Origin of the sequence: Pseudomonas sp. UBA7530 (assembly GCF_002479365.1) — a bacterium.
Taxonomy (GTDB): domain Bacteria; phylum Pseudomonadota; class Gammaproteobacteria; order Pseudomonadales; family Pseudomonadaceae; genus Aquipseudomonas.
Genome location: NZ_DLMS01000001.1, coordinates 731759 through 744839 on the forward strand (window position 1 = coordinate 731759; position 13081 = coordinate 744839).

Sequence of the window (13081 nt, forward strand, 5' to 3'; positions counted from 1 at the left end):
GAGCCTGTTTTCACAGGCTACCCCTTCCCGCAGGAAGGGCAACTATCAGAATGAATTGATCAGGGTATCGAACAAGCTGCGCGCAACTTGAATGATCTGCGCCGATGCCTGGTAATACTGCTCGAACTGGATCAGCTTGGCGGCCTCTTCATCGAGGTTCACGCCGGACACCGAGTCGCGGTTGTCGGTGGCCTGCTTGAGAATCGCGCCAGTCGCCTCGCCATCGACCCGCGCCTGGCTGGTCAGCGTGCCCACCCGTTCGACCAGGTCACCATAGGCGTCGGAGAAACTCGCCCCCGTGGTATCCGGCGCCGCCGGGTTGATGCCGATCACCGATTTCTTCTGCAAGTCGACCAGGTTCAGGGCGTTGCGGTTATCCGAAACACCGTTGGTGTTGAACGACACCGAAAAATTGTCGCCCTGCGAGGGGCGCCCGCCGATACTCACTTCGTAGGCGAAGGCGCTGGGCACGTTCGGCGGATTGGCCGGCACGTTGATGGTGATCTTGTTGCTCTGGCCGGGCGTGATGTTGCCGCTGTTGATCACGTTGCCGTTGATGTCCAGCACTTCATAAGATTGGGTAGCACCGCCGGCGGCGCCCATGACGATGCGCATCGGCGGGGCATTGCGCAGGCTGGTTTCCATATCGGCCTGGGCTGCTGGATCGTAGATGTCGATCTCGGTGCTGAGCTTGGGCTGACTGACGGTACCGGTGCCGGTATTGCCCGGGCTGGACTCGGTCTTCAGCGGAGCGGCGAAGGCCAGTTCCTCCGAATTTTTCATGTCAGCACGAGTATCGCGCGCCGCGTTACGGGTCGGCATCACGGTGAAGCGGTCGCCAGCCGCGAAGGTGCCCTGTGCCACACTCAGGGAAAAACCGTCGACTTCCGGCGCGGGCACCGCGTTGATGTCGAAGGTCGCCGGACTGGCGGGGAACACAGCGCCATCGGAAGAACGCCGCACCACATATTCGGTGGCGCTGGTGAACTGAACTTCGTAATCGCTGGTGGTCAGGCGCGTAGTGTCGGTGATGCTGACATTGAGGTTGGCCATCGGATCGCTATTGCCGATGCGCGCGAGGCTGCGCTGGGCCAGCAACAGTGGATCATTGATCGGACGGAACAGCTCCTTGCCGAACTCACCATTGAGGTCGAGCCCCTGGCCCAGCTGGCGATTCATCTGGTCGGCGATGGATAAGGACAGGCGGCCGATGGAATTCATCGATGTGTCCAGCACGTCCTGCCGATAGCGCAGCAGGCCGCCCATTTCGCCCCCGGTGATCAGCGAGCTGACATTCTGCCGGGAGTTGCCGCTGACGAACTGGATCTCGCTGCGCAGCGGGTCGGACTGCCCCGGCGTCACCTCCAGGCGCGCGGCATTCTTGCCCACCACCAACGGCTGGCCGGAACCGATAAAGAGGTTGTAGGTGTTGTCATCCTGCGGCACCACGGTCACGCCGACGAACTCGGATAGCTTGCGCACCGCCTCTTCACGGGCATCGAGCAGGTCGTTAGGGGCCTGGCCATTGGATGACGCCACGGCGATCGCATCGTTGTAGCCGGCAATCGAGGTCGCCAACTGGTTGACCTGATCGGTCACCGCCGAGAGCTGCTTGTTGATGAAGGCGTTTTGCTCGTACAAGCGGTCGTAGATGTTGTTGAAACGCTTGGCCAGGCCTTCCGCTTCGGACAGCACCAACTGCCGGGCCGGTACGTTGGCCGGGTCTTCCGCGGCGGTCTGCAGGGCTGCGAACAGCTTCTGCATAGCAGGAGTAATGCCCGTATTACTACCAGCCAGGAGCGAATCGAGCTGGTTGATCTGACTCAGGTACGCCTTGGTATCACTGTTGAGCGCCGTGCTGCTGCGCACCTGGGTATTGAGGAAGTCGTTATAGATGCGCCGTACGTCGGTCAGGGTCGTGCCCGAACCGATATAGCCGGCACCACTGAACTGCGGCGTACGCGTAGCCTGGATCGTCTCCTGACGAGAGAAGCCCGGCGTATTGACGTTGACGATGTTATGGCCGGTAACCGCCAGCGATGTCTTGTTCGCAGCGAGACCGGAAAGACCGATGTTGAGTAGGTCAGCCATGATTCAACCTCAAGTCCTTGTAGTGGCGCTATCGGCAGCGGCGATTGCCTGATAGGTCTGCATCTTGCGAGCGATCTGCGAGATCTTGCGTGCGTAGTTCGGGTCGGTGGCATAACCGGCCTGCTGCAGTTCCTTGACGAAACGCTCGGGGTTCTCGGTAGAGCTCAGCGCTTTGTCGTAGCGCCCATTGTTCTGCAGGAAGCTGACGTAATCGTCGAAGCTCTGCGCGTAGGAGTCATAGGCGCGGAAGCTGGCCGCCTCCTTGACCGCCTTGCCGCCTTTGTATTCGGTCGTCAGAACACGGGCCGACTCACCCTCCCAGCCGCCATGGGATTTGATGCCGAACAGGTTATGGCTGCTATCGCCATCACGGGTACGGATGATCGACTTGCCCCAGCCGGTTTCCAGCGCGGCCTGGGCCACCAGATAACGTGGGTCGACACCGATCTTCTCGGCAGCCGCTTCCGCCATCGGCAGCATGGTGGCGACGAATTCCTGCGGCGAACTGAACGCGGCCTTGCCCGGTGCCAACGGCGGTTGGGCGATACGGCGCCCGGTCAAGGCATCGCTGTTGCCAAGACTGAGGCCTTTATCCTTGGGCGCGGCGCTGGCCTGCGCCGGAATCCAGTCATTGCCCGAGAGTGCCTTACCCTCACCCTCTCCGGCTGACGGTACGATGCCGGCCAGTAGACGATCCGCCAGCTTGCCCGGCACGGCCAGACGCCGACGATTGATCAATGCCGCGTCATCACGGAAGCCTTCGCTGCTGGCGACTTTGTCGGCCTTCGACTCGCTCGCCGCGGCAAGCGGCTGCTCGACCTGCGCGAAAGGGTTGGGACGGCTCGACGGCTGCTTGATTTTCGACATCTGCCGCACCATCACGTCGGCCAGACCGATACCGCGCCCTTCCTTGGAAAGAGTTACGGCCAGTTGCTGGTCGTGCATGTCCTGATAGGTCTTGCTCTCGTTGCTGTTCATGAAGTTGCCCTCGCCGAACGCAGCGTTGGCAGAACGCATGGCCTTGAGCATTTCGTTCATGAACAGCGATTCGAACTCCTGAGCGACCTTGCGGATGTTCTGCTCGGTATCGCCGCCTACCTTGAACTGGTTGAGGCGGTTCAGGTCGGTAAAAGAACCGCTGTCGATCGGGCTTTTGCCGTTGCCGAGCAGACCGGCTGAGAGTCGAGAATCCATGGCAGCAATCCTCCTCAGATCACGATCAGATCGGCCTGCAGGGCGCCGGCTTGCTTGAGCGCCTCCAGGATGGCCATCAGGTCGGAAGGTGCAGCGCCCACCTGGTTCACCGCCCGCACGATCTCGTCGAGACTGGTACCAGGGCCGAATTTGAACATCGGTTTGGCTTCTTCCTCGGCACCCACACGCGAGCGCGGCACCACCGCAGTCTGCCCGCCGGAAAACGCTTCAGGCTGGCTGACGATGGGGTCTTCGGTGATGGTCACGGTCAGGCTGCCGTGGGTGACGGCGGCCGGCTGAACCTTGACGTCCTGGCCGATGACGATGGTGCCGGTGCGCGAGTTGATGATGACCTTGGCCACCGCCTTGCCCGCCTCGACCTGCAGGTTTTCCAGAATCGACAGATAGTCGACGCGCTGATTGGGATCGAGCGGCGCACTGACACGAATCGAGCCACCATCGATGGCCTGGGCAACGCCTGGGCCAAGCAGGTCGTTGATCTGATCGACGATATTCTTCGCCGTGGTGAAGTCGGGGCGATTGAGGTTCAGAGTCAGGTAGTTGCCCTGATCGAAGCCACTCGGTACCGGACGCTCCACAGTGGCACCACCGGGAATACGGCCGGCAGACGGAACGTTGACGGTGATTCGCGAACCATCGGCGCCGCTGGCATCGAAGCCACCGACCACCAGGTTGCCTTGGGCGATGGCGTAGACGTTGCCGTCGATCCCCTTGAGCGGCGTCATCAGCAGGCTGCCGCCACGCAGGCTCTTGGCGTTACCGATGGAGGAAATGGTGATGTCGATGGTCTGCCCCGGCTTGGCGAACGCCGGCAGGTCAGCATGCACCGAAACGGCTGCGACGTTCTTCAACTGCACGTTGCCGCCCGGCGGCACCTTGATGCCGAACTGCGCCAGCATGTTGTTGAAGGTCTGCACGGTGAAAGGCGTCTGCGTGGTCTGGTCACCGCTACCATTGAGGCCGACCACCAGGCCGTAGCCGATCAGCTGGTTGCTGCGCACGCCCTGAATCGATGCCAGATCCTTCAGACGCTCGGCCTGGGTCGGCAGACTCAGCAGCAGGCACGCAAGCATGGTCGCCAGCAGCACCCAATCGTTGGCGCCGCGATGACGATAGCCACGATGGGCGACAGCGAACTGGCGACGGCAGTCGCCGGCCTGTGCCGATTCGAGACCATGGACGCGCAGCCCTCGCTTGGCAGTCGAGGTCACTGCAAATGCCTTGCGCGCAGACCCGCTTGCCGTGGCTCGCGTGTAGCCTTGGGAAAGCAGGTTGAACAGCAGGGACGAGGCATGAGCCAGCCAGGATTTCATCGATAACACCCCGATCAGAACGGCCACAGCGGGCTGACGAAGAAACGGCTCAACCAGCCAGGCTGGCTGGCATCGGCGAACGCGCCGGTGCCCGAGTACGTGATGCGCGCATCGGCGATGCGGGTGGAAGCCACGGTATTGTCGGTAGCGATATCGTCAGCACGAACCAGACCGGAGATACGCACCAGCTCATCACCAGTATTGAGGGTCATCCACTTCTCGCCACGCACGGCGAGAATGCCGTTGGGCAGCACTTCGGCGACGGTCACGGTAATCGAGCCGGACAGGCTGTTGCTCTGCCCCGCCTGGCCGGAGCCGCTGGCCTCGCGCTCGCCATTGAATTGGACGCCTAGGTCCATCTTGCTACCCGTCAGCGGATTGGTAGCCGAAGGGGTCGAACCAAACAAGGACGTCACGCCAAGGTTGGCGTTACTGTCCTTCTGAATATTGCTGTTGGCGTTCTTGCTGGCCTGGGTCCGCTCGTTGAGGGTGATGGTGATGATGTCACCAATGCGGAAGGCCTTGCGGTCGTCATACAGGCCATTTTCGAAGCCGGCCTGGTAGATCGAACCGTTGTTCTGCGCGGCCGGCAGCGGCGTGCGCGGCAGTACCGGCGCGTAATAGGGATCGTCCGGCTTGGCTGTCGGCGCCACGCAGCCGCTGCTGAGCAGCAGGCCAGCCAACAGGGGGAAACAGAGAATTTGCCGGTTCATAACCACTACCTCGCGGCGTTCACAACAGAGTCAAAAGGATCAGAGGTTCTGCGTCACGAAGGACAGCATCTGATCGGCGGTGGAAATCACCTTGGAATTCATTTCATAGGCACGCTGGGTGGTGATCATGTTCACCAACTCCTCCACCACGCTGACGTTGGAGTTTTCCAGGGTGTTCTGCAGCGTAGTGCCCAGACCGTTGAGGCCCGGATTGCCGACTTGCGGCGCGCCACTAGCGCCTGTCTCCAGGAACAGGTTGTTGCCGATGGCCTCCAGCCCCGCCGGGTTGACGAAGTCAGCCAGCTGGATGTTGCCAATGATCTGCGGCTGCGGGTTGCCGGCAGTGGTCACCGAAACGGTGCCATCCTCACCCACGGTGAAGGTACGCACTTCGTTGGGAAGCACGATCGCCGGCTCCAGCGCAAAGCCCTGGGAGGTGACGATCTGCCCATCCGAGTTCAGGTGAAAGCTGCCATCACGGGTGTAGGAAACGGTGCCGTCGGGCTGCAGGATCTGGAAAAAACCGCGACCGTTGACAGCCATATCCAAAGGTTGCTCGGTGGTCTGCAGACTGCCGGCAGTGAAGATTTTCTGCGTACCCACCACCCGCACACCGGTCCCCAACTGCAGACCGGAAGGCAGCTCGCTGTCCTGGCTGGACTGACCGCCAGGCTGGCGGCGAATCTGGTACAGCAGATCCTCGAACTCGGCACGATCGCGCTTGAAGCCCGTGGTGGAGACGTTGGCCAGGTTGTTGGAAATGGTGGTCAGGTTCATGTCCTGGGCGGACAAACCAGTCTTGCTGACCCACAGTGCCGGAAGCATATCGTTTCTCCTCGGGTGCCGGTTTTACGGCGCCGCGTGCTGGTAATTAGCTAATCTGCAAAACCCGCGCCATGGCCGACGAGTTGTCTTCGGCGGTGCGCATCATCTTTACCGACAGTTCGAACTGACGGGACAGGGACAGGATGGCGGTCATTTCCTCGACGGCATTGACGTTGCTCGCCTCGAGAAAGCCGGAAGTCACCTGAACAGTGGCGTCGGCCTCGACCTCTGGCTGACCCTTGACGCGAATCAGGCCATCGGTGCCCTTCTCCATGCTTCTGGGATCAGGGTTGACCAGCTTGATGCGGTCCACCTCAGCCAGCACGTTGGGGTTCTCGCCCAGCGCTCGAATGCTGATGGTGCCGTCCTGGCCGATTTCCACCTTCTGCTCCGGCGGCACGGCAATCGGCCCGGCGTTGCCCATCACCGGCAAGCCATTGCCGGTACGCAGCACACCCAGAGCATCGATGTTCAGGCTGGCGGTACGCACGTAGGCCTCGCTGCCGTCAGGCGCCTGCACGGCGATCCAACCCTTGCCGCCGATCGCCACGTCCAGGTCGCGGCCGGTTTCCTGCAGCGATCCCGGACGGAAATCGGTGGCTGGGCGCTCGGTCATGGCGAACACGCGCGCCGGATAGCTTTCACCGAACAAAGGCATCGAACGCGCCTGCTCGAAATCGCGACGGAACCCCGAGGTGGAAACGTTCGCCAGGTTGTTGGCGTGGGCGCGCAGGCTCAGCGTGTTGTTCTGCGCTCCGGTCATGGAGACGTACAGCATCTTGTCCATGGTAATTCTCCGAGTGGGCGACGTGCCCTTGGCTCTTTGCAAGCTATATAGCAAGCACCATGCCAGACCCGAAAAAACAAATTCAAGACACTGATTTAAAAGGATTTTAAAAGATATAGGGAGCTTCGAGGATGATGTCGGCGGCGAGGTTTTGCCGGCACTGGAACGGCAAAGCGGCAAGCCCGGCTTGCCGCTTTGCCTCAACCGTTATCATCAACGCAGGTTGATGATGGTCTGGGTGATGGCGCTTTCAGTTTCGATGGTCTTGGCGTTGGCCTGGTAGTTGCGCTGAGCCACGATCAGGTTCACCAACTGGTCCGACAGCTCGACGTTGGAGTCTTCCAGCGCGCCAGCCTGCAGGGCACCCAGGGTGCTGCTGCGCGGTGTACCGATCACAGGCTCACCCGACTCGAACGACTGCACCCAGGCGGTCTTGCCAACGGGAGTCAGGCCCTGCACGTTGGCGAAGTTCGCCAGTAGCACCTGACCCTGCACCTTGGACTGACCATTGGTGTAACGAGCGAAGATCACCCCGGTATCGTCCACCTCCACCCCGGCGAGCTGGCCGGTGGTGTAGCCATCCTGGCTGACCGAATTGACGGCGAACGACGCGGCGTATTGAGTCGAACCGCGCATATCGAAAGTGAAGGCCTCGCTATCGGCGCCATTGGCCACCATGCTGCCTGGGTTAGCCGGGTCCTTCTCGGCTGGAGTCCAGTCCGCCTCACCGAGCGTGAATATGCCGTTAACCGTACCCGCGGCGATGGCTGGCGCATCCAGCGCCGGGTTTGGCGGCGTCGACAGAATCGGCGTCATGGCCGGGTTGTTCAACTGCCCCGCTGCATCGTAGCCCATGGAATAGCTGTAAGGCTGCGTGCTGCTTGGATCGCGTGGATTCACACCATCGACCAGCACATGCATGGTCCAGCCATTGTTGGCCGGCGCCTCGTTCTTCACGAAGTACTGGGTCATGACGTGGGCGTTGCCCTGAGCGTCGTAGATATTGGTGGAAGTCGACCAGTTGAAGGACTTGGAATCGCTCGGATCGAAAGTCGGCGCCGCCATGGTGCCGGCGTTGGCCGGGCGCACGGCGTTGGAATTCAGGTTGATGGTCTGGGTCACCGAGGTGGTGGCCTTGGGTTCCTGCTGACCAGCACTGACGCGCAGGTCGGCCTGTACCGGCAAGATATTGCCGCTGTCGTCAGCGGAGTAGCCCTGCAGGCGGTAGCCGAAGTTGTTGACGATATAACCATCGCGATCGGTACCGAAGTAGCCGGCACGGGTATAGCTGATCTCGCCGTTATTGCTGGTAACGAAGAAGCCGTTGCCGTTGACAGCCATGTCCAGGGCGTTCTGCGTGTAGTTGATGTTGCCTTGGTTGAACATCTGCGCCACATCGCCCAGCAGCACGCCACTGCCCTGCGGGTTCTTGCCGGTGCCGAGCATCGACGAGGCGTAGAGATCGGCGAACTCGGCACGCGACTGCTTGAAGCCGGCAGTACCGGCGTTGGCAATGTTGTTGCCGGTGACGTTGAGGTCGCTGGTTGCCGCACGCAGACCACTGAGACCGATATTGAACGACATGGAAGACTCCTTCGCCGGAACGACCGGCGTCAATAATTACTGGCCGATGACCTGCACTTGGGAAAGCGGAACGTTGCCGAGGCCGGCAAGATTGAGCATCAGCTCGTTGCCGCCCAGCGTCACGCTGTCGACGTTGGCCGGCAGCATGGTGTAAAGACCTTTGGTTTCGGTACCGTAGGTGGCCTGCGCCTCGAACTTGTAGGTGCCGGGCGGCGCCACATTGCCGCTCGAATCCTTGCCGTCCCAGATGAAGCTGACATTGCCAGCGGCCTGCTCGCCCAGGTTGATCCGGGTGACCAGCGAACCGGAGTTGTTATAGACGTTGACGTACACGTTGCTGCTGCTGACCGGCAGCACGGTACTGGCCTTGAAGCTCTCACTGGTATCGACCACTGCCTTCTCGCCCGGCACGATAACCTTGCGCCCGACCAGAGAGGACGCCTGCAACGCCTGCGAAGACTGGAAGCTGGAGAGCATCGACCCCATGCTGGTGTTGAGTTTCTCGATCCCTTCCACCTGGCTGAACTGCGCCAGCTGGGCGATGAACTCACCGTTGCCCTGCGGCTCCAGCGGGTTCTGGTTGTTCAACTGCGCCACCAGCAGATTGAGAAACTCATTCTTGCCGAGATCCTTGTTCTGCTTGGTGTCCTGCTTGATCTGATACTGGTCGAGTACCGAGCTGGTTCCGCCTACTGTGCTCATCCGAAATCTCCTCGATGCGTTACTGACCCAGAGTCAGTACGCGCTGCAACATCTGTTTGGCGGTGTTCATCATTTCAACGTTGGTCTGGAAGGCGCGACTGGCAGAGATCATGTCGGCCATTTCCTCGACCACGTTGACGTTCGGGTAGTAGACATAACCGTCGCCGTTGGCCATGGGATGATCCGGCTCGTAACGCGGCATCAGGCTGCTCTGATCCTCGATCACGCCCAGGACCTGGACGCCACGGCCGGCTTCGTCCTGCTCGGCGAACAGCGAACCACGGTCGCCGCCCTGCGCCTGCTGGAACACGGTAGCGAATACCGGATGGCGGGCGCGGTAGGTCTGATCCAGGCTCGAGGACACGGTCTCGGCGTTGGCGATGTTGCTGGAAATGGTGTTCAGGCGAGTGCTCTGGGCGCTCATGCCGGTTCCGGCGATATTGAAGACACTGGCAAGGGACATGGTCGCGCTCCTTATTCGCCGCGCAGGGCTGCGGTCAGCCCTTTGAATTTGCTGTTGAGGAAGGTGAAGCTGGCCTGGAACTGCACGGCGTTCTCGGCGTAGTTCGACTGTTCGATCTGCAGGTCGACGGTGTTCTGATCCAGCGAGGCATGGAACGGCGTGCGGTACGGCAGCTCGGCTTCGCCGCTTTTCACACCTTCGGCCGGGATATGCCGGCTGTCGGTGCGGTTCAGGGAAACGCCGCCACGCTGCATGCGGTTGTTCTGCTCGGCCAACACGCTGGCGAAGTCGAGATCGCGCGCCTTGTAGTTCGGGGTATCGGCGTTGGCGATGTTGTTTGCCAGCACTTCGGCACGCTGGGAGCGGAAGCCGAGTGCCTGTTCATGGATGCCGAGTGCGCTACCGAAGTTGATGCTCATGTTTTCGAACCTTTGCCGCTGGGCCATGTGGTCACTGTTGCGAGCTATTCAGCAAAGGCTGTGCCAACTTATTTAAATCAATAAAATCAATGGCTTATTCTTAAATCTGGCAACGGACAGCGGCAAAGCGGCAAGGCATTACCGCTTGTTGGCAAGCGAGTGGCAAAGGGCGTTTGCCAGCTTGCCGCCTATAGGAACGCATCTATGAACGGTGAGGTTCGCCACCGTCGCGAATAAATGCGCACCTACAAACGCAAACGGGAGGCCATATGGCCTCCCGTTGCTTTGTATGCCGAACGAATCTCGCGGCTATTTCGCCTTGTAGATGATCCCGGGGCTGCACTGCACCATCTGGTATTTCTCCGGCAAGCCATTGAGCGCCTCGGAGGCGCCGAGGAACAGATAGCCACCCGGCTTCAACGTGGCGTGAATACGCGTGAGAATGTCTTTCTTAACCTCGGCAGAGAAGTAGATCAGCACGTTACGGCAGAACACGATATCGAACTTGCCCAGCGCCGCGTAACTGTCCAGCAGGTTGAGCGGACGAAATTCGACACGGCTCTTGATCGGCGCCTTGACCTGCCAACGTCCCGGCCCTTTAGGGTCGAAGTAACGCTGCAGGCGCTCCTGCGAAAGGCCACGCCCCATGGCCAGGCTGTCGTACTCACCGGATTTGCAGTTGGCCAGCATCGACGGCGACAGATCGGTGGCGACAATCTGCACCCCAGCCTTGAGCTGACCGAGATTGGTGCGCTCGAACTCATCGATGGACATCGACAACGAGTATGGCTCCTGGCCGGACGAGCAGGCTGCCGACCAGATGCGCAGGCGCTGGGCCGGATAGGCCTTGATCAGCTCCGGCAGCACGCGACTCTTCAGCACCTCGAACGGATAGGTGTCACGAAACCACAGGGTCTCGTTGGTGGTCATGGCATCCACCACCTGCTCGCGCAGCCCGCCGCGCGGCTGGCTTTGCATGCGCTGCACCAGCTCGCCCAGGGTCTTGATGCCATTTTGCTCCATCAGCTTGTTCAGACGACTGGAGACCAGGTACTGCTTGTTGCTGCCAAGCAGAATACCGCAGGCCTTTTCCAGGAAAGCCCGGAACTGCTCGAAATCCAAATTACCTGAAGACACTAGTGCCGCCTCACCTACCTTAACATTCGCTGAAGGTCATGCCTTCAGCCCTCATCCGATACGCGAATGCGATCGACCACGCGCGCCGCCAGATCATCTGGCTTGAACTTGGCCAAAAAATCGTCGGCACCGACCTTCTTCACCATCGCCTGGTTGAATACACCCGAAAGCGAAGTATGCAGGAGGATATGCAGCTTCTGCATGCGCGGATCACTGCGAATCTCCGTCGTCAGCGTATAGCCGTCCATCTCGGGCATCTCGATGTCGGAAATCAGCATCAGCAGTTCCTTGTCGGGATTGCGCCCCTCTTCCGCCATTTTCTTGAGGTAGTTCAAGGCTTCGCGACCATCGTTCAACGCGGTCACTTCGACACCTACGGTCTGCAGGCAGCGCGATACCTGTTTGCGGGCCACCGAGGAATCATCGACGATCAATACGTGCTTGGTCACCGCCTGACTCTGCACCTGCTCGTCTATGACGCCCGCGGAGATCACTTCCGAGGTCGGCGCAACCTCGGCGAGGATTTTCTCCACGTCGATGATCTCGACCAGCTGCTGGTCGAGCCGCGTGACCGCGGTCAGGTAGTGATCGCGCCCGGTGCCCTTGGGTGGCGGATGGATCTCCTCCCAGTTCATATTGACGATACGTTCGACCGAACGCACCAGAAAGCCCTGAACCTTGGTGTTGTACTCGGTGATGATGACGAAGCTGGTTTTCAGGTCTTCCAGCGGCGCCCGCCCGGTGGCGATGGACAGGTCGAGAATAGGGATGGTGCCGCCACGAATGTTGGCCACGCCCCGCACCACCCGGCTGGATTTGGGCATGATGGTGAGATTGGGGCATTGCAGCACCTCTTTCACCTTGAATACGTTGATACCGTAAAGCTGTGGGCCTTCCAGGCGGAACAACAACAACTCCAAGCGGTTCTGCCCTACCAGCTGCGTGCGCTGGTTAACCGAATCCATCAACCCGGCCATGCCCGGACTCCTTCTTGTCTAGTAACGCCTACCCCATTGAGCCTAGCAGGCGGCACGGGGCTTGCTTTGCAACACGTATGAAGCAGAAAACGTCATCATTCCGACAGCTACTGGCAAAGTGCCTTGCGCCCTTGCCTGTTCTACTCGCTTTGCCGACACTCGGCTACAGCGGTACGGCGGCTGCCACCTTCACCAGCACTGAACAACTTATCGGCGCGACCGAGTCCTTTCTTGAGCAGGCAACCACCGAATATCTACAGCGTAGCGAAATTCAGGGGCGCCATGAGATTCGCGTCAATCGTCTCGACCCACGCTTGCGTCTGCCGGTATGTGACCAGCCTTTGAGCACCACACTGGAAAGCCCGGCACAACCGTTGGGACGAGTCACCACGCGAGTGCGTTGTGACGGCAGCTCTCCATGGACGGTGTTCGTGCCCGCGGAGATACGCTTGTATCGACCGGTCGTCGTACTGACCCGCCCCCTCAAGCGCATGAGCATAGTCAAACCCGCGGATCTCAGCCTGATGGAACGCGACGTAGGACTACTCGGTCAAAACTTTCTGACGGACCCGGCGCAGGCAATCGGCAAGAAATTGACGCGACAGCTGGGCGGCGATCAGGTTCTCGCGCCCAGCCATCTGCAAATCGCCGAGGTCATACGCCGCGGCGACCAGGTCGTTATCAGCGCCCGCGGCACTACGGTGAACGTGCGCATGCCGGGCGAAGCCCTGACAGATGGTGCTCCGGGCGAACAGATCAATGTGCGCAATCTACGTTCGCAGCGGGTGGTTCGAGCCCGCGTTGTCGGCCCTGGCCAGGTGGAAGTGTCCATGTAGGCATGTTTCTTGTAGCGCA

The 13081-nt window shown here is 60.5% G+C and carries 13 protein-coding genes; 1 reads left to right on the forward strand and 12 read right to left on the reverse strand.

Annotation, left to right across the window (positions count from 1 at the left end; all coding sequences use genetic code 11):
* Window positions 1-45: 45 nt before the first annotated feature.
* From flgK to B2U07_RS03530, 12 genes are all read right to left on the reverse strand, one after another.
* Entirely contained in the window at window positions 46-2091 is a 2046-nt protein-coding gene (flgK, locus tag B2U07_RS03475; RefSeq protein WP_296275839.1) for a flagellar hook-associated protein FlgK, read from the reverse strand.
* A gap of 9 nt (window positions 2092-2100) precedes the next feature.
* A complete protein-coding gene (flgJ, locus tag B2U07_RS03480; protein WP_296275841.1) occupies window positions 2101-3285 on the reverse strand; it encodes a flagellar assembly peptidoglycan hydrolase FlgJ in 1185 nt (394 codons plus the stop codon).
* 14 nt (window positions 3286-3299) lie between these two features.
* The gene (locus B2U07_RS03485) at window positions 3300-4379 is read right to left on the reverse strand and encodes a flagellar basal body P-ring protein FlgI (RefSeq protein ID WP_031306690.1); all 1080 of its coding nucleotides are present in this window, start codon (window positions 4377-4379) and stop codon (window positions 3300-3302) included.
* Between the two features lie 254 nt (window positions 4380-4633).
* A complete protein-coding gene (gene flgH, locus B2U07_RS03490; RefSeq protein ID WP_197858175.1) occupies window positions 4634-5332 on the reverse strand; it encodes a flagellar basal body L-ring protein FlgH in 699 nt (232 codons plus the stop codon).
* A gap of 39 nt (window positions 5333-5371) precedes the next feature.
* Entirely contained in the window at window positions 5372-6157 is a 786-nt protein-coding gene (gene flgG / locus B2U07_RS03495) for a flagellar basal-body rod protein FlgG (protein ID WP_296275843.1), read from the reverse strand.
* Window positions 6158-6203: 46 nt separating this feature from the next.
* Complete coding sequence (locus B2U07_RS03500) at window positions 6204-6944, reverse strand: flagellar basal body rod protein FlgF (RefSeq protein WP_296275845.1); 741 nt, start codon at window positions 6942-6944, stop codon at window positions 6204-6206.
* A 213-nt stretch (window positions 6945-7157) separates the two neighbouring features.
* On the reverse strand, window positions 7158-8528 hold the full coding sequence (gene flgE, locus B2U07_RS03505; RefSeq protein WP_296275847.1) for a flagellar hook protein FlgE: 1371 nt from the start codon (window positions 8526-8528) through the stop codon (window positions 7158-7160).
* A 36-nt stretch (window positions 8529-8564) separates the two neighbouring features.
* The gene (flgD, locus tag B2U07_RS03510) at window positions 8565-9230 is read right to left on the reverse strand and encodes a flagellar hook assembly protein FlgD (RefSeq protein ID WP_161865554.1); all 666 of its coding nucleotides are present in this window, start codon (window positions 9228-9230) and stop codon (window positions 8565-8567) included.
* Window positions 9231-9249: 19 nt separating this feature from the next.
* The gene (flgC, locus tag B2U07_RS03515; RefSeq protein ID WP_143508575.1) at window positions 9250-9693 is read right to left on the reverse strand and encodes a flagellar basal body rod protein FlgC; all 444 of its coding nucleotides are present in this window, start codon (window positions 9691-9693) and stop codon (window positions 9250-9252) included.
* An 11-nt stretch (window positions 9694-9704) separates the two neighbouring features.
* The gene (gene flgB / locus B2U07_RS03520) at window positions 9705-10112 is read right to left on the reverse strand and encodes a flagellar basal body rod protein FlgB (protein WP_296275851.1); all 408 of its coding nucleotides are present in this window, start codon (window positions 10110-10112) and stop codon (window positions 9705-9707) included.
* A gap of 309 nt (window positions 10113-10421) precedes the next feature.
* Window positions 10422-11249 carry a CheR family methyltransferase gene (cheR, locus tag B2U07_RS03525; protein ID WP_197858170.1) on the reverse strand — a complete coding sequence of 276 codons (828 nt, stop codon included), beginning with the start codon at window positions 11247-11249 and terminating at the stop codon, window positions 10422-10424.
* Between the two features lie 44 nt (window positions 11250-11293).
* Window positions 11294-12226, reverse strand: coding sequence for a chemotaxis protein CheV (locus tag B2U07_RS03530; RefSeq protein ID WP_197858169.1), 933 nt, complete (start codon window positions 12224-12226; stop codon window positions 11294-11296).
* A gap of 77 nt (window positions 12227-12303) precedes the next feature.
* Here B2U07_RS03530 and flgA point away from each other — a divergent pair, with 77 nt between their 5' ends.
* Window positions 12304-13062: a flagellar basal body P-ring formation chaperone FlgA gene (gene flgA / locus B2U07_RS03535; RefSeq protein ID WP_296275854.1), complete on the forward strand. Its 759-nt coding sequence runs from the start codon at window positions 12304-12306 to the stop codon at window positions 13060-13062.
* The last annotated feature ends 19 nt before the right edge of the window (window positions 13063-13081 follow it).